The sequence below is a fragment of the Oceanidesulfovibrio marinus genome, assembly GCF_013085545.1.
Lineage (GTDB): Bacteria > Desulfobacterota > Desulfovibrionia > Desulfovibrionales > Desulfovibrionaceae > Oceanidesulfovibrio > Oceanidesulfovibrio marinus.
Map to the genome: position 1 here is coordinate 4,658,631 of NZ_CP039543.1, position 18,113 is coordinate 4,676,743.

Below are 18,113 nucleotides of genomic sequence, written 5' to 3' on the forward strand. Positions count from 1 at the left end.
AACGGCGCGGCTCTTGAGTTTCCTGGTAGAAATTTGCTCATGCGCGAGTAGGGCCGTGCGGCTACTTAGTCCAGTCTTTCTCGTGCCAGTTCCAGGCCGTGCGCACAATATACTCCAGGTCGGAGCGCGAGGGCTGCCAGCCGAGCTCGGCGATTGCGCGGGAGGCATTGCCGCAGAGCTGGGCCGGGTCACCGCTGCGGCGTTCGCCCTGGATAACACGGAAGTCGCGGCCCGTGACTTTGCGTGCTGTCTCAATGACTTCGCGCACGGAATGGCCCTGGCCAAATCCAAGATTGTAGACACTGCTTTCGCCGCCGTTCAGCAGCTTTTCCAGGGCCAGGATGTGGGCGTCGGCCAGGTCCAGCACGTGGATGTAGTCGCGGATGCAGGTGCCGTCCGAGGTTTCGTAGTCGTCGCCGAAGATGGTGATGGCGTCGCGCTTTCCGGCGGCCGCGGCCAGCACCAGGGGAATGAGGTGCGACTCCGGGTCGTGCCGTTCGCCGCACTCCATGTCCGGGTCGGCGCCGGCGGCGTTGAAGTAGCGCAGGGAGACGTAGCGCATGCCGTAGGCGGCGTCGAAGTCGGAGAGGATGCTCTCCACCATCAGCTTGGCGCGGCCGTACGGCGAGATTGGGGCCTGCGGGTGATCCTCCGGAATTGGGATGACGTTGGGGATGCCGTAGGTGGCGCAGGTGGAGGAGAAGATGATGCTGCGCACGCCGGCGCGGCGCATGGCCTGCAGCAGGGTCAGCGTGCCGGCCACGTTGTTCTCGTAGTATTTTTCCGGATCGGTCACGGACTCGCCCACCAGGGAGAACGCTGCGAAGTGCATGACCGCGTCGATGCGCTCGGTTTTGAACAGCAGATCGAGCTGCTCGGCAAAACGCATGTCGGCCAGCACGAACTCTCCCCAGCGGACCAGGTCGCGGTGGCCGGTGGCCAGGTTGTCCAGAACAATGGTGCGATAGCCGCGCCGGGTCAGCTCTTTGTTGATGTGGCTGCCGATGTAGCCGGCGCCGCCGACGACGAGGATGGTGGCCTGTTGGGTCATGTGGAACTCTCGCAGGAACAGGTGGAGTCGGAATGGGCGTCAGACGGCCAATGCCGGGTGGCGTGTCGGGTATAGCACGTTGCGGCGGCTGCGGGCAACGGTGCGGGCAAATGGAGATGCCGCCCGCTCAACACCGTCAGGGCTCCAGGCCGGCCTTGCTGGCGCACTCGGCGCAGAGGCCGTCCAGCCGGATATCGGAGGACATCACCACCAGGCCGCGGCCGCTGGCTAGGCGCTCCAGCACTGCCGGGGCCTCGGTGCAGTCCAGGCACTCCATCTTGCGGCAGCGGGTGCAGTAGAAGTGGCAGTGGTGCGGCTTGCCCCCGCCGGGCAGGCAGTAGCGGAAGGCGCGGTCCGGAGGAGCCGGCGAGGAGAGCCGGCGCACCAGCCCGTGCTCCACGAGCAGGTCCAGAATTCTGTACAACGAGACCTTGTTGATGGACTGCTCGCGCCGCACGAGCTCCAGGATGTCCGGGGCCGCCAGGGGGCGGTCCGCCTCGGACAGAAGTCGGACCACCTGGTGGCGCAGGGGGGTGTCCTCTATGCCAGCCTCCGCGAGCAGATCGTGCGGCGTGAGGTCGGAGATGCTCATGTGTCCTCCGTAGATTGGGCGCCAGAGGGGGAAGTGGACGGGGCGTCGGGCAGCCGCCTGCGGCCATGGATGAGCCAGCCGAGCAGGTGCTGCGCCAGGTAGGCCACCGTGGCCACGGCAATGATGGTGGCGCCGGACGTGGTGTCCCAGATGTAGGAGAGCGCCAGGCCGACAATGCAGAAGGCCAGGGAGTAGCACACGGCGCGGGCCATCATGCCGGCTAGACTGCGGGACCGTCCCTCGGCCAGGTGCGGTGGAATGGTTAGCAGGGCGATGACCAGGATGAGGCCCACCACGCGGATGATCATCACCACGCTGAGCGCCACGAGGCCGATGAGCAGGTAGTGGACGAGCATGATGCGCACGCCGGCGGTGCGGGCGAACTCGCGGTCGAAGGAGAAGGCGATGAGGTCCTTGTACCAGTGGAAGACCGCGAGCAGGATCACCACGTCCATCCCGGCCATGAGCCAGAGCTCCTGCGTGGGCACGGCCAGGATGGAGCCGAAGAGAAAGCTCATGAGGTCCACGTTGTAGCCCGGCGACAGGTCCACCAGCAGGATGCCGAGGGCCATGCCCGCGGCCCACAGCACACCTACCAGCGTGTCCGTGCGATCGCCGCGCTCAAAGGTCAGCGCGCCCATGCCCAGGGAGGCCGCCAGGGTGAAGCCCACGGTGGTGGGGATGACCGGGATGCCCAGCCAGAATGCGATGCCGACCCCGCCGTACGCGGCATGGGCCACGCCCCCGGCCAGGAAGACGATGCGGTTGACCACCACAAGCGTGCCGATGACGCCGCAGGCGATGCTGGCCAGCAGACCGGCGACCAGGGCGTACTGCATGAACTGATGAGACAGCGCCTCGGTCATGATCAGCATCCCTTTCCTGCGGCCGCGTCCGGGCAGCCCGGACCGTGCTGGCGGGGCTCCTCGCTGCCGAAGCAGCTGGCAAGGCCCTTGAGGTAATCGTCCATGGGACAGGGGTGGTGGTGCTCGCCGTAGAGCAGGGCAAGCATCTCCCTGGTGATGGTGTGGCCGGAGCCCATGATGAGCCGGCGGTTCACGGCGGCCACTGCGTCCACACGGGTCGAGGCGGCGACCAGGTCGTGGCTCACCAGCACCACGCTGATGTCGCCGGCCAGGGAAGCCAGCAGCTCGTACAGGCAGAGCTTGCCCTGGGGATCGATGTTGGCCGTGGGCTCGTCGAAGATGAGGATGTGGGGATCGGCCACCAGGGCGCGGGCCACCAGAGCGCGCTGCTTCTGCCCGCCGGAAAGTGTCGCGTAGGGGCGGTCGGCCAGGTCGGCAAGCTGCACCCGCTCCAGGGCGCGCAGGGCCTGAGCCCTGTCCTCTTTCCGTTTGGTGATGGCGGCCAGGCCGCGGCGTGAAAGCCCCATGCAGACCACATCCAGCACGTTTACGGGCAGGCCCACCGGCGCGGCGATGTGCTGCGGCACGTAGCCCATGGGCACCCTCTCGTGCAGGGGATCGCGGCCCATGATGCGCACCGTGCCGCGGGAGGGCTCCAGCAGACCGAGCATGCACTTGATCAGCGTGGTCTTGCCGCCGCCGTTGGGGCCCACCATGACCAGAAAGGAGCCTGTGCGCAGGGTCATGTTGACATCCTGCAGCACGGGCTCGCCGTTATAAGCGAACCAGAGGTTGTTGATTTCAAGAGCTGTCGTCATGGGAGTTCGTAACGGGTTTCACTTTGTTTCAGCAAGCCCGGAGCAAATGTTTATTGGGCCAGCGCCTTCTGGAACACAGTGGCGGCGCGGGTGAGGTTCGCGTCCCAGTCCTCGGCCAGGGGGTCGAGCATCTCCACACGGCCGCCGATCTCCTGCGCGATCACGTTGGCCGAGGTGGCGGAGAACTGCGGCTGGGCAAAGACCACGGCGATGTTCTCTGTCTTGGCCTTGTCGATGATGCGCGCGAGCTGCGCCGGGCCGGGCTCCTTGCCCTCCATTTCTATGGATATCTGCTCCAGATTGTAGTCCTGTGCAAAGTAGCCCCAGGAGGGGTGGAAGACGAGGAAGCGGCGCTTGTCCTGCGGGATGGGGGCCAAAATCGTACGGATGGAGGCGTCCAGGGTGTCGATCTTCTTGAGCAGTGCGTCCAGGTTGGCGCGCAAGGCTGGCTCCTTGTCCGGCAGCACGGCGATCAGGGCGTCGCAGGTGTTGCGGGCAATGGTCTTGGCCAGGGTGGGCGAGAGCCAGACGTGCGGGTCCAGACCGTGCTCGTGGTGATGGCCGTGCTCATGCGCCTCTTCGTGACCATGTTCATGGCCTTCTTCGTGTCCGGCCTCCTCATGGCCATGCTCATGATCTTCTTCGTGGCCGACCTCCTCATGTCCGCCTTCGTGGTGATGGTGGGCTTTCATGGCGCGCTTTTTAATGCCGGCGTCCGTGTGCACTATGGCCAGGTTGGGGCTGGCGTCCTGGAAGCGCGGCAGCCAGACATTCTCGAAGGGCACGCCGATGGCCAGGTAGCAGGACGCGTCGGACAGGGCGGCCATCTGCCTGGGGGAAGGCTCGTAGGTGGCCGGGCTCTGGCCGGGCAGCACCATCACCTGCGTCTCGACCATGTCGCCGGCGATCTTGTCCACAAAGTAACGCTGCGGCACGATGGAAACGAAAACCGTGGGCGTGGCCGCGGCCATGGCCGGCGTTGCGCAGAATAGTATCGTGAGTAAAAGGAGTATTTTTCGGAAAATCATGTTGCTGCCTCCTGGAATCGGATCGAGAGGTTGGGCGCGGCAGATCAGCCGCACGCGTTGGCGCAACCAGGTTGCGTCGATGTATGCAACATAGTTGCATGGAGATGTCAATACACCGTGGACAAATGTCTGGGCCAGGGTGATTCCCCGGGGTATTTGACTTTCTTTGAGGCTCTGGCATAGCCATATAAAAATTGGACGTACTTGGTCATGGAGCTGCTGGTCCTCTGGCCCATCCACATCAAGGTCAGCCGCAACAAAGGAACAAAATGAAAACGTTTGGTACCGGCATGGGAACGCAAAGCCCCGAAGAAGTTCTGCAAGAGTATCTGCGCGAGCGCGGCATGCTGATGACGCCTCAGCGGAAAACGTTGCTGCAGCTTTTCCTGGAAGAACCCAAGCACTTCTCGGCCGAGGAGTTCTACGAGCGCGTCAAGCAGGTGGACGACTCCATCGGACAGGCCACCGTCTACCGTACGCTCAAGCTGTTCACGGAGTCCGGGCTGGCCGAGACCCTGGATTTTGGCGACGGCCGCACCCGATACGAACGCCGCCTGGGCCGGGAGCACCACGATCACCTCATCTGCATCCGCTGCCGCGACTCCATCGAGATCCGCGCGCCGGAAATCGAACGGCTGCAGGAAGAGGTGGCCGGGCGTCACGGCTACGAGCTCACGGACCACGCGCTGTATCTGTACGGCATCTGCCCCAAGTGCCGCGGCAAGGAGTAGCCTGCCCGGCGTCTCGCCAGTTTTTCTGAACGTGACGCGCGCCTCTCTGGAATGTCTGGTCCAACGACCAGTGCATGCGGCCCAGGTGGCGCGAGTTCCTAGATGATTACGGGTTCCCCCCGACAGAAAAGCCGGCCCCGAGGATTGATCCCCGGCGCCGGCTTCTTTTTGTAGAGCGGCTGTTTGAGCAGCGCTTGTGTTCCCACTTGCCTACCCCTTGCGGGCCTCCTCGTGATCGATCATCTGGCGGCCCCGATCCAAGGCGGACTCCTTGGTGTCGCCGGCCATGGGCACGTGCTGCCACTCGTTGCCTTCGCTGTCCAGCAAGGTAAGGGCCCACTGGGAGCACTTCTCGTCCTTGGGCGTCAGCTTGATTGTCTGTCCCTTGTAGCTTTCGGTCACTTCTTCGGCCATGGTCGCCTCCTTGGGGTCTGAAGATGACGTGGTGCAGAGCCCCTGGTCCGGGGTGTGCGGCGGGGGTGGTTTGGGAGCATCATACACGTCCCGGCGGCATATGCACAGACCCGGCAATGCTCGGCCCTGGCCGGCGTACAAGAGCGCCGGGCGGATAACGTAATGGGTCTGCAGCCGGGAGCCGGGCAGAGAAAAAAAGTGCATTTAACATTGCCTAATTAGCGAAGATCGCTTTAGAATAGATTTGATATCCTGTTCACTGAATACTCTGCACGGAGACAACATCGAATGGACAAGAAACGGTTCAACATCTGGTACATACTCCTGGCCGTCTGGGGAGTCCTCATCATACAGTCATTTATTTCCCAGCAGTATGGCCCGCGCAATATCCCGTACAGTGAGTTCCTGGGCGCACTGAACCAGGGCCGGATCAAGGAGGTCGCGGTCCGCGAGAACGTCATGGAAGGGCTGATGCTCGCGCCGGCCGAGGGCGAGGCCGCCAATGCGACCACAGGCGCCAACGCCACCAACGCGACCACGGGCAAAGGCGAGAAACTGGAAGAGGTGCGCTTCCACACCGTGCGCGTGGGGCCGGATGTCTCCAAGCAGCTTGAGGCGCACGGCGTTGTCTTCCGCGGCGAGCTGGAGAACAAGTTTCTGGCGCAGCTCCTGTCGTGGGTGGTGCCCCTTGCGCTCTTCCTGGGGCTGTGGATCTATCTGATGAAGCGCTTCAACCCCGGCGCCGGGATGATGCAGTTCGGCAAGAACAAGGCCAAGGTCTTTGCGGAAAAGGACATCGAGACGCGGTTCAGCGACGTCGCCGGCGCAGACGAGGCCAAGTACGAGCTGCAGGAGATCATCGAATTTCTGAAAGATCCCTCCATATTTACCAATCTCGGCGGTCGCATGCCCAAGGGCGTGCTGCTGGTGGGTCCTCCCGGCACGGGTAAGACGCTGCTCGCCCGCGCCGCGGCCGGCGAGGCCGGCGTGCCGTTTTTCTCCCTCTCGGGCTCCGAGTTCGTGGAGATGTTCGTGGGCATGGGCGCGGCGCGTGTGCGCGACCTCTTTACCCAGGCCAAGGAAAAAGCGCCGTGCATCGTCTTCATCGACGAGCTGGACGCCATCGGCAAGGCCCGCGGCATGGGTGCCATGTCCGGCCATGACGAGCGCGAGCAGACCCTGAACCAGCTGCTGGTGGAGATGGACGGCTTCGACCCGCGCGTCGGCGTCATCATCATGGCCGCCACCAACCGTCCGGAGATTCTGGACCCGGCGCTGCTGCGCGCCGGCCGCTTCGACCGCCACGTGCTGGTGGACAAGCCGGACGTGCTGGGCCGCAAGCAGATTCTGGAGGTCCACGCCCGCAGGGTGCAGCTGGGGGACGACGTGGACTTGCAGAAGATCGCGCAGCAGACACCCGGCTTTTCCGGCGCGGACCTGGCCAACGTGGTAAACGAGGCCGCGCTCCTGGCCGCACGCAAGCACAAAAAGCACGTGATGCAGGAGGACTTCTCCGAGGCCGTGGACCGCATCGTGGGCGGCCTGGAGAAGAAGAACCGACTGATCAACCCCAAGGAAAAGAAGATCGTGGCCTACCACGAGACAGGCCACGCCCTGGTGGCGGCGTTTACCCCCGGTGCCGATCCGGTGGCCAAGATATCCATTATCCCGCGCGGCCTGGCCGCCCTGGGCTACACGCAGCAGCGTCCCACCGAGGACCGCTATCTGATGGCCAAGAGCGAGCTTCTGGCCAAGGTGGACGTGATGCTGGGCGGGCGCGTGGCCGAGCAGCTCATTTTCGGCGACGTGACCACCGGCGCGCACAACGACCTGCAACGCGCCTCGGACACTATCCGCGCCATGCTCACCGAGTACGGCATGGGCGAGACCCTGGGCCTGGCTTCCTTCGAGCGCAGCCGGCCCACGTACCTGGAGCTTCAGCAGGGCGGCGGCCATGAGTACAGCGAGAGCACGGCCGCGCGCATCGACGAAGAGCTCAAGTCCACTCTGGAAGAGCGCAGGAAGCACGTGGCCGCGCTGCTGGAAAAGCACCGGGACCTGCTGGAAAAGGTCGCGGAGAAGCTCCTGGAGCAGGAGGTGGTGGACGAGGAGGAGTTCCTCGCCATCATCAGGCCGAGCCTGGAAGCGGAAGGGGTGGACCCGGACAAGGCCGTACGCGCGCCGACCTCCAGCGAGGACGCCAAGGAGCGCCGTCCGGGCGAGCCTATCGGCGAGGATATGGGATAGACAGAGTACGCAGCGCCATGGCGGATCATCACCGACCGCCATGGCGCTTTTTGTATGATTCCGGCGGCCGACCCGGCTGCAGGCCTGCTTGAACTACCGGCGGCGCACCGCTGCCGTGTCCTGGCCGGGTAACCGGCCACCTTCCCTGGACCATTACAGATACGGCGAGAGTAGCCAGCAGAGTGCGTCCACCAGGCGTCTACGCAGCGGCCGATTCTCCACTTCCTCCAGGGTCACGCGGTGGGCCTCGGCGATAAGCGAGTTGGCGTACGCCTCGATTTCTTGCGTGAACCCGGCGTCGTAGACCTCCAGGTTGAGCTCGAAGTTGAGCCGCAGGCTACGCGCGTCAATGTTGGCCGATCCCACGCAGGCGTACGCCCCGTCCACCATGAACAGCTTGGTGTGGGCAAAGGGCGGCTTCTGCATGTACACTTCCACGCCGTACTCCAGAAGCTCCCACAGCATGTTGCGCATGGCCCGGTGCAGCCACCACTGGTTGTTCTTCTCCGGTATTATCACGCGCACGTCCACGCCGCGCGTATCCGCGATCTTGAGCGCCATGAGCAGGTCGCGCGGCGGCAGGAAGTAGGGCGAGACGATGGTGATCTGCCGGCGTGCGCTGTGCACTGCGGAGACGAGCACGGCGTGCAGCTTGTCCAGATCCTCGTTTGGGCCGTCGGCCAGCATGCGGCAATATGTCGCGCCCTCGCCCTGCGGTAGCTGGATGGGCGGGTCTACTTCCTTGCCGGTAACAAACCCCCAGAGCCAGAGGAATATTTCGTCCAGCTGCGAGATGACCGGCCCCTCCAGCCTGAAGAGCATGTCCTTCTGCCGGTCCGGGTGGTCTGATTCATAAAGATGCCTGGCGGATATGTTCATGCCGCCGGTGAAGCCCACCTTCTTGTCCACTATGAGGTTCTTGTGGTGGCAGCGCAGGTTTATGTTCACCGACGGCGGGATCAGGCTGGGCCTGAGGAAGCGCCGGCAGTTCACGCCGCGCTCCTTGAGCAGGGAGTAGGCGCTTTTTCCAAAGGGCTTGAATCCGCCCACGCCGTCGATGACCACGCGAACGTCGCAGCCTCGATCGTGGGCGCGGGTCAGGGCGTCGATGAAGCGCATGCCCACCTCGTCGGGATCGAAGATGTAGACGCCGAGGTGCACGGTCTTCTGGGCGTTGTCGATGGCCTCCAGCATGGCGGGGTAGGCCTGCTCGCCGTTGTGCAGGGGGGTGATTCTGTTGCCCTTGGAGAGCGGTCGGCCGGAGAGGGCGTAGGCCAGCCACGCCTGCGGTACCAGCGCTTCCGGCATGTCCATGGGGATCTGCGCTTTCTCCATGTCGCAGCTGTGCTCGTCGCGCAGGGAGCAGCCCTCGCTCAGGGAGAAGGGCATCTTCTCCAGCAGCTTCTGGCCGCGGCTCTTGACGCGGTTGATGCCGAAAAAGAAGTAGATGAGCGGGCCGAGGAACGGCGAGAGCATGATGACCGCGATCCATCCCCAGGACGAACGGGGGTCGCGCTTGTAGAGCAGGGCGTGGGCTGCTGCCCAGAGCGAGATCGCCGGGAAGAGCAGCAGGAGTATCCAGTGGTACAGGTGCATGGCGTGTCCGTGGGTGTGAAGGGGCGGTGGAGCCCAAAGCTACCCCAAAGAGTGCCGTTTTTCCACTGGTAGAAGCCGGCGGGAGCCAGGAAAGGCGGGCAGGCCGGCGAAATTGTCACGTATCTGCGAACCGACAGGGCGGCCATGCCAGGGCGTTGCGCCGGGCCAGGTCGTTCCTCACGGCTCGCGCGATACGAGGTCCTTCAGCAGGCTCAGCCCGCGCTCGAACTCGTCGCGGTCCGTCGCACCGGTGAGTGAGAGCCGCGCGCAACGCGGGGCCGGCGCTTCGCCCACGGCGAACTTCCCGGCGCCGAAGATGTTGATGCCGGCCTGCCTGGCCGCGCTCTCCAAGGCCTGGCCGGTCCAGGAGCCGGGCAGCTCCCACCAGACATAGGGGCTCGTTTCCTGCCGGGCCATGCGCTGGCCGTGCAGAATATCCCGCACCATGGCGTGGCGCTCCTGCAGACTCTGCCGCCGGCGCTCCATGATCTGCTCCGGCTTCCCGTTCATCACCCATTCCGAGACGATCTCCGCGTTCAGGGTCGGGGTCATCCAGACGCTGTTCAGGATGCCCCGGGCCATGTCGTCGCGAAGCTCCCGGCCGGCCACGGCGTAGGCCACGCGGAGCCCGCCGCCCATGATCTTGGACGTTCCGGCGATGAAGATGCTGCGTTCCGGCGCCATGGAGGACACCGGCGAGGAGCGATCGGTCGCGTACAGGGAGTAGGCGTCGTCCTCCACGATGCGCAGGCCGTGGCGCGCGGCCGTCTCGGCAATGGCGGCCCGGCGCTTTGCGCCCATGCACGCCGTGGTGGGGTTGTGCATGTGCGGCATGAGGTAGAGGCCGCGGATGCCCAGGCGACGGCAGGCCGCGTCCAAAGCCTCGGGCAGCATGCCCTGTTCGTCCATGGCCACGGAGCAGAGGCGGAAGCCGAGCATGGCGGACAGGGACTTGAGACCCGGGTAGGTCAGGGCGCAGGCGGCCACGCGGTCCCCGGGGTTGAAGAGGCTCATGAAGCAGCAGGTCAGGGCGTGCTGGGATCCGGCGCAGACGAGTACGTCCTCGGCCTTGGCGGGCATGCCGTACACTCCAGCCAGGACGGCCCCGGCCTCCCTGTGCTTCGGCAGCCCGCGCGGATCAGTGTAGCGCAGAAAGGCGTCGGGATCGCGCCGCCTGGCGAGTCTTCGCAATGCCTCGCCCAGGTCCGGGTCCTGCCGGGCAATGGGCGTGACCAGCCCCATCTCGATAAGGCCGGGGGAGTGGGGCTCGAAAGAGACCATGCTGGAGGGCGTGGCCGCATCGGCCGCGATGAAGGTGCCGCGGCCCACGGTGCCGGAGACGAGGCCGCGGCGCTCCGCCTCGGCGTATCCGCGCGTGATGGTGGTGACGTTGACGCCCAGGCCGTCAGCCAGGTCGCGATGCGTGGGCAACCGCACGCCGGGCTGCAGGGTTCCGGCGAATACGTCCCGCTCGATGGCGTCGGCAAGGGCCTGGTACATGGGGCCTTCAGTGTGGTCGATCCGTGGCAGCCATTTTGTCATGCATACAATGTTTACATTGACTGTGGCACAAAGTCAAACGTATGGGTTCAATATGAACATTTGAAGCCATACAATATGGCTGCGACCAGCGTTTTGCTGCATGAAGGAGAAAGATCATGCAAGGGATGTATCTGCCGTTTGTCTTGTTTCTGTTGGCCATGACCGGAACGCCCGGGCCCGGCAACATGACCATGCTGGCCATCGGCCAGACCACCGGATTCCGGAGCGCGTTGCCGTTTCTGGCCGGAAGCGCCATGGGCTTTGCTGCGTTGAACACACTGGTGGCGTGCGGTCTGGGCGAGGTGTTCCGCATCTGGCCGCAGGCCGCCACGCTCCTTCGGGTGCTGGGCATGACCTACATCATCTACCTGGCGGTGAAGATAATCCGCATGCAGAGCGCGCCGCCGGAGGGCGCCAAGCTGTTCAGCATGTTCGAGGGCGTGCTGATACACCCCCTGAGCCCCAAAAGCTGGGCCATGTCCGTGGCCGCGTACAGCCAGTTCATGGTAGAAACGAACCCCGGACCCGAGTCGATGGTGTTCTTCGTGCTTGCCTTCATGATCTTCCAGGTCACGTTCCACAGTCTGTGGTGCGCTCTGGGCGCAGGGATATACAAGCTGCTGCGCAACAACCATGCGCGGCTGGCAGTGAACACCTGCCTGGTCGTGCTGATGCTCGGTGCCACGTTCTATGCGTTTCTCGCATAGCGGGTGCGGCTATCAGCGATGCGGCGGTACACGGCAAAGGGAGCGGTGAGGAAAAGGTTGTTGCTGCGCGCTAACTGCCGCAGCAACGCAGCCAACAGGAGGTATGCAACAGTCTGCTATGCGAGCTTGTCGATGAGCGCGGCCACTTCCTGCAAGTCCACCGGCTTGGACAGGTAGCCGTTCATGCCTTCGTCGAGGAACCGTTTGCGGTCGCCGTGCATGGCGTGGGCCGTGATGGCGATGATGGGCACGTCCGGCCTGGTGGCGGAGGAGGACGGATCGAGCATGCGCAGGGTGCGCGTGGCTTGCAGGCCGTCCATCACCGGCATCTGGATATCCATCAGCACTACTTCGTAGGGGGTGCCCCGCGCCGCGTCCACCGCCTGTTGGCCATCCATGGCGTCCTCCACGTCGTGGCCCAGGGAGAGCAGCAGCTTGCGCAGGGTCATGCGGTTGATGGGGTCGTCCTCCACGAGCAGAATGCGCCGCGGCCGCTTGATGCCGGCTTTCTGCTCCACGAGCGGCAGCTCCTCCTGCACTTCCTCGGGCAGCTCGAAGCGCATGGTGCAATGGATCTCCGTGCCATGGCCCGGCGTGCTGCACAGGGCCACTGAGCCGCCCATAAGCTCTGCGATGCGCCTGACGATGCAGAGGCCGAGCCCGGTGCCGCCGTGCTTGCGGGTATAGGAGCCGTCGGCCTGGGTGAAGGCCTCGAAGCAGCGGTTTTGCATCTCCGGTGTGATGCCTACGCCAGTATCCACAACCCAGAAGTCGAACATCCGGAGGGAGCGGGGGGCGCCGTCCACGGTCCGCTTGCCGTGGGAGCGGGGGAGCATGCGCATGCCAAAACGGACCTTGCCGGAATCCGTGAACTTGATGGCGTTGCCCACCAGGTTGAAGGCAACCTGGCGCAGCCGTCCACCGTCGCCGTAGAGCGTTCCGGGCAGGCCGTCGTTCTCGATGTGGATGCCGAGGCCCTTGGTTTCGGCCTGCATGCCGAATGTCTGGCGCACGTCCAGGAGTATCTCGCGCGGATCGAACTTCTCATCGCTGAGCTCGGCAACGCCGCCCTCGATCTCGGAGAGGCTGAGGATGTCGTTGAGCAGGGCGAGGAGGTTGCGCGCGGAGTTGAGGGCCGTCTCCACGTACTGGCTCTCCTCCTGGTTCAGTTCGCCGTATCGCAGGAGCTGCAGCATACCCAGCACACCGTTGAGGGGCGTGCGGATCTCGTGGCTCATGTTTGCCAGGAACTCGCTCTTGGCCATGTTGGCCTGCTCGGCAAAGTTTTTGGCGTCGAGCAGCTCCTGCTCGTGTTTTTTCTGCTGCGTGACGTCGGTGAATATGCAGTGGGTGCGCTGCAACGCACCCTCGGCGTCGTACTGAATGCGGCCGTTGAAGACGACGTCGATATAATCGCCATTCTTCTTGCGCATCCTGATCTCGACACCATCGGTGAAACCGTTGCTCAGGAACCGGGCGAAGCTGGTGTGGAAGATTTTCCGGGAGGCGGCGTTCAGGAAGTCGCCGAACCAGCGGCCCACCACCTCGTCCTTTTCAAAGCCCAGGGTGTTCAGCCACCTCTGGTTGACGTCCAGGAAGTGGCCGGTCGCGTCCAGGGACTGGTAGGGCAGGGGCGCATTGTCGAAGAGGCTGCGAAAGCGCGTCTCCTTTTCCCGGAGCACCTCCTCGGCGCGTTTCCGGTCGGTGACGTCCATGACTATTGTGGCGAAACGACCGGGCGCCGGACTGAACGCCTCGACGGCGTAATGCCTGCCGAGCTCGGGAAAAAACTTCTCAAAGGTCACGGGCTTGCCGCTCAGAGCGACCTGGCCATAGAGATCTATCCACTCCTGTTCGATCTCGGGAAAGAGACCGAGCACGGTGCGGCCGATTACGTCATTGGCCGGCATCTTCACAATGCGTTCAAAGGCCGGGTTCACTTCGAGGAAGCGGTAGTCATGGGGAGCGCCATGCTCGTCCAGGATGATCTCGTGCAGGGCGAAGCCTTCCTGCATGCTGTTGAAAAGGTTGAGATACTCCTGTTCAAAGACGTGCGATTCCGTAATTTCGAAGGACAGGGAGAGGACGCTCGCCACCTGGCCTTCGGAGTCGAACTCCGGCAGGAGCCGCACCCGAAGCGAGCGCCGTATCGATCCTTCGACGACGACGTCGGGCGCTTCCGTCAGGGGCTCGCCGGTACGAAAAATTGCATCGACCGCGCGCTGCCGCGCTGCCGTTGCCTCTGGCGATACACCGAGATCGCTGTACTTTTTTCCGATCAGCCGGGTCGGGTCGACGCCGAAGAACTTCCCGGCGATGTCGTTCATGAACAGGATACGGCAGATTTGGTCGAAGCGGACAACTCCGAGAGGAAGCATGCTCGTCAGGCGGCGTTGGGCCTCCATCTGAGAAGCCAGCGCCTGTTCGGCCCGCCTGCGGGCCTCTTTCTCGGCGCGCAACTCTTCCCGGAGTCGGGTTAGTGACAGGCTGTCTGAAGTCTTGTGCGAGGGATCACGATCCATGTCGTCCATGGTTTTCCTCTACAAAGTCAGTATGCTAAGAGCGAGCACCTCGATTCGCTTCGGCCATACATCAGAAGAACGCGTTATGCCTCTAAGATTCTTGCAGAAAAACGTATCAATAATTGAACGGCAAGACAATGGAAGAATGCCGCGCAGGCGATATCGACTGCCGGGAAAGGTGAATCTGGCTCAAGCGTAACACCATATGGATAAAAAAGGCTCAGGATACTAACAGGATGGCGTATTACAATGTCAGAGGGCCGGGCGAAACGAACACCGTTGAACAGCCGGAACGCTCGGCGGGAATCGGGCTACGGGCGATCCCGCCTACGGCGAAGGGCGTGTCGCGCCGTGGTGCAGGGCGTGTTCCTCGGCCGGGGAAAGGGGCAGCTTCCAACCGAGCTGCGCCGGCGGCTTCTCCGGCAGCCAGAGGATGCGCGTGGTTTCGTCCTTGGCCAGGAAGGTGACGGAGCCGGCGCACGGCTCATGGGCATCGAAGGACGGGCCGTAGGTGTACACGCGACCCATGAAGTGGTGCAGTGGCCGCATCAGGCCCGTGGCGTGGTCGTAGAACAGGAGGTTGCCGTCCACGGCTGAGCCGGCGTCGCGGGCATCCATGATGGAGACGTAGTGGTCCGGCCCTACGCTGTAGACCCCGGCGTAGTGCAGGGCCACGGCTTCGGGCGACATGTCTTCGTTGCGGATGGCCTGCTCGGAAGGGTCTGGCTCCGCCAGGGGGGCGAGCTCCTGCGCGGCGGCGGGCACGCCTGCGGCCATGATGAACACGAGGCAAAGCACAAGACTGCGGATAGTCATGGCGGCTCCTGTATTGGGCTGCGGGTGATACAGCTCAATACGTAATGCACCATGGCCGCGGGTCAAGTACTGCGGCAGGATGGTCCGGGCCGTAACGCACCTGCCCGGAAGATGGGGTTCGGCTTCCGCCTGACGAGCAGCGGAGCCCGGACGGGCTAGAAGGTCAGGACCTTCCAGCCTTCCTTGATCATCCCGGTCAGGGGTTCGCCCATGTGATCCACCTGCACGCCCATACGCGCCAGGCGGTCGGACACGTCGAAGAGATCGGCGCAGGCCCGGCAGGCCGTCACCTGCACGCCCTGGTTGATGAGCTCCCTGATCGGCGCGCGAAGGTCCGGGTCCATGCCGAGGATCTCGGCGGACGGGCCCCAGATGAGCAGCATGATCTCGTCCCACCAGTCATTTTTCCTGGCGTTGAGAACGTACATAAAGACCATGCTCAGAGCGACCTCTCTGTCGCCGGATGACCAGATGACTAGAAGTTTATTCTGATTTTCGGACACGATGCCTTCGTTCATGCAGAACTGTCTCCTTGGCTTGAGCCTTCGATGGGCTGGGACCTAACCATTTTCGCCGTGCAAGTCCAGAAAAATACAAGCAGGCCGGGCAAGTGGGCTTCAAACGGTCCGGCCAGCCGTAACGCAGGACGCACGCACCGTTGTACGCATTGCCGGCGATATGGTATGTAGCCGTTTGGAGGCGGCTCGCCTGCGTCTTGGCGCTGCTTCATATCATATCATAAATATCATAAAAAGCACCGCCCGCACGCCGCACCCGGGCAAACCGCGATCGCGAGGTCATATCCATGAGCGCTTTGACAGACAGCCCGGCCTGGAACGCATTGGAAGGTCACAAGCACGCCATGGCCGACGTGCACATGCGAGATCTCTTCAGGAAGGACCCGGAACGGTTCCGGAAGTTCTCCCTCACCGTGGAGAACATCCTCTTCGATTACTCCAAGAACCGCATCACCGAAGAAACCATGGGCCTGCTGTTCGACCTGGCCAGGGCCTGCAAGGTGGAGGAGCGGCGGGACGCCATGTTCGCCGGCGAGCGGATCAACGTGACCGAGGACCGCGCCGTGCTCCACGTGGCGTTGCGCAACCGCTCCAACACGCCCATGGGGCCGGTGGAGAACGGCGCGCCCACCAACGTCATGCCTGAGGTGAACCGCGTGCTCGACAAGATGCGCCGTTTTTCCGAGGCAGTGCGCTCCGGCGCCTGGAAGGGCTTCACCGGCAAGGCCATCACGGACGTGGTCAACATCGGCATCGGCGGCTCGGACCTGGGGCCTGTCATGGCCACCCATGCCCTGGCCCACTACGCCGACGGTCCGCAGGTCCACTTCGTCTCCAACGTGGACGGCACGCACATGGCCGAGACCCTGCGGCGGCTGGACCCGGAAACCACCATGTTCCTCGTGGCCTCCAAGACCTTCACCACCCAGGAGACCATGACCAACGCGCACACCGCGCGGGACTGGCTGCTCGCCGCCTTCGAGGACAAGGCCGCGGTGGCGCGGCACTTCGCCGCGCTCTCCACCAACACCGAAGGCGTGCAGGAGTTCGGCATCGACACCGAGAACATGTTCGAGTTCTGGGACTGGGTCGGCGGCCGCTACTCCCTGTGGTCGGCCATCGGCCTGTCCATCGTCATGGCCATCGGCATGGATCAGTTCGAGGAGATGCTCGCCGGCGCGCACGCCATCGACAACCACTTTCGCACTGCGCCGCTGGAGCAGAACGTACCGGCCATCATGGGCGTGCTCGGCGTGTGGTACGATGATTTCTGGGATGCGCAGTCCCACGCCATCCTGCCGTACGACCAGTACATGGACCGCTTCCCGGCCTACTTCCAGCAGGGGGACATGGAATCCAACGGCAAGCACGTGCGGCTGGACGGCAGCCGCGTGGACTACCAGACCGGGCCGGTCATCTGGGGCGAACCCGGCACCAACGGGCAGCACGCCTTCTACCAGCTCATCCACCAGGGCACCAAGCTCATCCCCTGCGACTTCCTGGCCCCGGCCGAGTCCCTTAACCCGCTTGGTGACCACCATCCCAAGCTGCTGGCCAACTTCCTGGCCCAGCCCGAGGCGCTGATGACGGGCAAAACCACGGCAGAGGTGGCCGGGGAGATGCGCAAGGCCGGCACGGACGAGGCCACCATCGAAAAGCTCGCGCCGCACCGCACCTTCGAAGGCAACAAGCCTACGAACTCCTTCCTCTTCCCCAAGCTTACGCCGTACACCCTGGGCTCGCTCATCGCGCTGTACGAGCACAAGATCTTCGTGCAGGGCGCTATCTGGTCCATCAACTCATTCGACCAGTGGGGCGTGGAGCTGGGCAAGCAGCTCGCCAAGTTCATCCTGCCGGAGCTCACGGGCGAGAGCGCGCCCAAGGAGCACGACTGCTCCACAAGCGGCCTCATCCAGGCCATTCTGGAGCTGCGCGGAAAGAAGTAGGGCGCGGTCCGGTCAATCCAATAATGAACAGCCGTCTTCCATGGGGGAGGCGGCTGTTTTTGCGTGGATCAAGCGCGGCTTGCAGGGCTGACTGATGATCGCCCCGGGTGCGCGAATGTCAGGGATTGATGCGCTTGCCGACAATGGTGAGGCTGTACTCGTTGCCGTCCATCTCCGCGATGCCGGGCAGTTGGCCCCACTCCTCGAACCCGAACGACCGGAACAGCCGCAGGCTGGGCTCGTTGTGCGAGAAGATGTAGCCGAGGATGGTCTTGATCCCGAGCTCCGGCGTTATCGAAATGGCTTCCTGCAACAGCCGCCTGCCCAGGCCTTTGCCTCGGCACGTCTCATCCACATAGATGCTGATCTCGGTCGTGTGGCTGTATGCAGGGCGGCCGTAGAACGACTCGAAGCTGACCCAGGCGGCTACGTCGCCATTCTCTTCGTGGACCAGAATGGGCCGGGTCTCCCGATTATGGCTGTTGAACCACTCCAGCTTCGATGCAACGCTGACCTCTTCGGTATCTGCCGTAGAGGTTCTGCGCGCTACGGTGGAGTTGTAGATGGCGACTATTGTAGGCAGGTCGTCGATGGTTGCGTGGCGCATGGGGGAATCCAACATTCATACGTGCGCTACGCAGAGTGCTCAATGGCGCATATCGTATGGATGGATAATGATTCAGAATTGATGCTCGATTAGAGTGGAGCGCAATACATCA

16 protein-coding genes are annotated in these 18,113 nt (G+C 63.6%); 4 read left to right on the forward strand and 12 right to left on the reverse strand.

Features of this window, described 5'->3' with window-relative positions; genetic code table 11:
* Nucleotides 1-61: 61 nt before the first annotated feature.
* The 5 genes from galE to E8L03_RS20390 form a co-directional block, all read right to left on the reverse strand.
* On the reverse strand, nt 62-1,051 hold the full coding sequence (gene galE, locus E8L03_RS20370) for a UDP-glucose 4-epimerase GalE (protein ID WP_171268356.1): 990 nt from the start codon (nt 1,049-1,051) through the stop codon (nt 62-64).
* A 136-nt stretch (nt 1,052-1,187) separates the two neighbouring features.
* The gene (locus E8L03_RS20375) at nt 1,188-1,643 is read right to left on the reverse strand and encodes a Fur family transcriptional regulator (RefSeq protein WP_144306683.1); all 456 of its coding nucleotides are present in this window, start codon (nt 1,641-1,643) and stop codon (nt 1,188-1,190) included.
* Nucleotides 1,640-2,509, reverse strand: a complete 870-nt coding sequence (locus tag E8L03_RS20380) for a metal ABC transporter permease (RefSeq protein ID WP_171268552.1) — start codon at nt 2,507-2,509, stop codon at nt 1,640-1,642. The genes E8L03_RS20375 and E8L03_RS20380 overlap by 4 nt, the downstream gene beginning before the upstream one ends.
* A 2-nt stretch (nt 2,510-2,511) precedes the next feature.
* Nucleotides 2,512-3,327, reverse strand: a complete 816-nt coding sequence (locus tag E8L03_RS20385) for a metal ABC transporter ATP-binding protein (RefSeq protein WP_144306682.1) — start codon at nt 3,325-3,327, stop codon at nt 2,512-2,514.
* A gap of 50 nt (nt 3,328-3,377) precedes the next feature.
* Nucleotides 3,378-4,355 (reverse strand): metal ABC transporter solute-binding protein, Zn/Mn family, encoded by a 978-nt coding sequence (locus tag E8L03_RS20390; protein WP_171268357.1) that lies wholly within the window; start codon nt 4,353-4,355, stop codon nt 3,378-3,380.
* Nucleotides 4,356-4,624: 269 nt separating this feature from the next.
* Here E8L03_RS20390 and E8L03_RS20395 point away from each other — a divergent pair, with 269 nt between their 5' ends.
* Nucleotides 4,625-5,086 (forward strand): Fur family transcriptional regulator, encoded by a 462-nt coding sequence (locus E8L03_RS20395; protein ID WP_235896715.1) that lies wholly within the window; start codon nt 4,625-4,627, stop codon nt 5,084-5,086.
* 210 nt (nt 5,087-5,296) lie between these two features.
* On the opposite strand, the gene E8L03_RS20400 is transcribed toward E8L03_RS20395, so the two are convergent.
* Nucleotides 5,297-5,704, reverse strand: coding sequence for a hypothetical protein (locus E8L03_RS20400; RefSeq protein ID WP_171268358.1), 408 nt, complete (start codon nt 5,702-5,704; stop codon nt 5,297-5,299).
* A gap of 84 nt (nt 5,705-5,788) precedes the next feature.
* Between E8L03_RS20400 and ftsH the strand changes: the two genes are divergently transcribed.
* The gene (ftsH, locus tag E8L03_RS20405) at nt 5,789-7,747 is read left to right on the forward strand and encodes an ATP-dependent zinc metalloprotease FtsH (RefSeq protein WP_144306679.1); all 1,959 of its coding nucleotides are present in this window, start codon (nt 5,789-5,791) and stop codon (nt 7,745-7,747) included.
* 153 nt (nt 7,748-7,900) lie between these two features.
* Here the strand turns inward: ftsH and cls are convergent, their stop codons facing one another.
* Nucleotides 7,901-9,343, reverse strand: coding sequence for a cardiolipin synthase (gene cls / locus E8L03_RS20410; protein WP_144306678.1), 1,443 nt, complete (start codon nt 9,341-9,343; stop codon nt 7,901-7,903).
* A gap of 177 nt (nt 9,344-9,520) precedes the next feature.
* Nucleotides 9,521-10,885, reverse strand: coding sequence for an aminotransferase-like domain-containing protein (locus E8L03_RS20415; RefSeq protein ID WP_144306677.1), 1,365 nt, complete (start codon nt 10,883-10,885; stop codon nt 9,521-9,523).
* A gap of 116 nt (nt 10,886-11,001) precedes the next feature.
* Here E8L03_RS20415 and E8L03_RS20420 point away from each other — a divergent pair, with 116 nt between their 5' ends.
* Nucleotides 11,002-11,592 carry a LysE family translocator gene (locus E8L03_RS20420; RefSeq protein ID WP_144306676.1) on the forward strand — a complete coding sequence of 197 codons (591 nt, stop codon included), beginning with the start codon at nt 11,002-11,004 and terminating at the stop codon, nt 11,590-11,592.
* A 116-nt stretch (nt 11,593-11,708) separates the two neighbouring features.
* Here the strand turns inward: E8L03_RS20420 and E8L03_RS20425 are convergent, their stop codons facing one another.
* The 3 genes from E8L03_RS20425 to E8L03_RS20435 all read right to left on the reverse strand — a co-directional run bounded on the left by E8L03_RS20425 (nt 11,709) and on the right by E8L03_RS20435 (nt 15,448).
* Nucleotides 11,709-14,123: a PAS domain S-box protein gene (locus tag E8L03_RS20425; protein WP_171268359.1), complete on the reverse strand. Its 2,415-nt coding sequence runs from the start codon at nt 14,121-14,123 to the stop codon at nt 11,709-11,711.
* Between the two features lie 318 nt (nt 14,124-14,441).
* Complete coding sequence (locus E8L03_RS20430; RefSeq protein ID WP_171268360.1) at nt 14,442-14,930, reverse strand: hypothetical protein; 489 nt, start codon at nt 14,928-14,930, stop codon at nt 14,442-14,444.
* Between the two features lie 155 nt (nt 14,931-15,085).
* Nucleotides 15,086-15,448, reverse strand: a complete 363-nt coding sequence (locus E8L03_RS20435) for a DsrE family protein (RefSeq protein WP_144306673.1) — start codon at nt 15,446-15,448, stop codon at nt 15,086-15,088.
* Nucleotides 15,449-15,735: 287 nt separating this feature from the next.
* Between E8L03_RS20435 and pgi the strand changes: the two genes are divergently transcribed.
* Complete coding sequence (gene pgi, locus E8L03_RS20440) at nt 15,736-17,394, forward strand: glucose-6-phosphate isomerase (protein WP_171268361.1); 1,659 nt, start codon at nt 15,736-15,738, stop codon at nt 17,392-17,394.
* A 118-nt stretch (nt 17,395-17,512) separates the two neighbouring features.
* On the opposite strand, the gene E8L03_RS20445 is transcribed toward pgi, so the two are convergent.
* Nucleotides 17,513-18,001 (reverse strand): GNAT family N-acetyltransferase, encoded by a 489-nt coding sequence (locus E8L03_RS20445; RefSeq protein WP_171268362.1) that lies wholly within the window; start codon nt 17,999-18,001, stop codon nt 17,513-17,515.
* Between the last annotated feature and the right edge of the window lie 112 nt (nt 18,002-18,113).

Coding starts and splice junctions, on each gene's coding strand:
- E8L03_RS20395 (WP_235896715.1), top strand. CDS start 4,625: ATGAAAACGTTTGGTACCGGCATGGGAACGCAAAGCCCCGAAGAAGTT.
- E8L03_RS20390 (WP_171268357.1), bottom strand. CDS start 4,355: ATGATTTTCCGAAAAATACTCCTTTTACTCACGATACTATTCTGCGCA.
- pgi (WP_171268361.1), top strand. CDS start 15,736: ATGAGCGCTTTGACAGACAGCCCGGCCTGGAACGCATTGGAAGGTCAC.
- E8L03_RS20435 (WP_144306673.1), bottom strand. CDS start 15,448: ATGAACGAAGGCATCGTGTCCGAAAATCAGAATAAACTTCTAGTCATC.
- E8L03_RS20425 (WP_171268359.1), bottom strand. CDS start 14,123: ATGGACGACATGGATCGTGATCCCTCGCACAAGACTTCAGACAGCCTG.
- ftsH (WP_144306679.1), top strand. CDS start 5,789: ATGGACAAGAAACGGTTCAACATCTGGTACATACTCCTGGCCGTCTGG.
- E8L03_RS20415 (WP_144306677.1), bottom strand. CDS start 10,885: ATGACAAAATGGCTGCCACGGATCGACCACACTGAAGGCCCCATGTAC.
- E8L03_RS20400 (WP_171268358.1), bottom strand. CDS start 5,704: ATGCACTTTTTTTCTCTGCCCGGCTCCCGGCTGCAGACCCATTACGTT.
- galE (WP_171268356.1), bottom strand. CDS start 1,051: ATGACCCAACAGGCCACCATCCTCGTCGTCGGCGGCGCCGGCTACATC.
- cls (WP_144306678.1), bottom strand. CDS start 9,343: ATGCACCTGTACCACTGGATACTCCTGCTGCTCTTCCCGGCGATCTCG.
- E8L03_RS20380 (WP_171268552.1), bottom strand. CDS start 2,509: ATGACCGAGGCGCTGTCTCATCAGTTCATGCAGTACGCCCTGGTCGCC.
- E8L03_RS20385 (WP_144306682.1), bottom strand. CDS start 3,327: ATGACGACAGCTCTTGAAATCAACAACCTCTGGTTCGCTTATAACGGC.
- E8L03_RS20420 (WP_144306676.1), top strand. CDS start 11,002: ATGCAAGGGATGTATCTGCCGTTTGTCTTGTTTCTGTTGGCCATGACC.
- E8L03_RS20430 (WP_171268360.1), bottom strand. CDS start 14,930: ATGACTATCCGCAGTCTTGTGCTTTGCCTCGTGTTCATCATGGCCGCA.
- E8L03_RS20375 (WP_144306683.1), bottom strand. CDS start 1,643: ATGAGCATCTCCGACCTCACGCCGCACGATCTGCTCGCGGAGGCTGGC.
- E8L03_RS20445 (WP_171268362.1), bottom strand. CDS start 18,001: ATGCGCCACGCAACCATCGACGACCTGCCTACAATAGTCGCCATCTAC.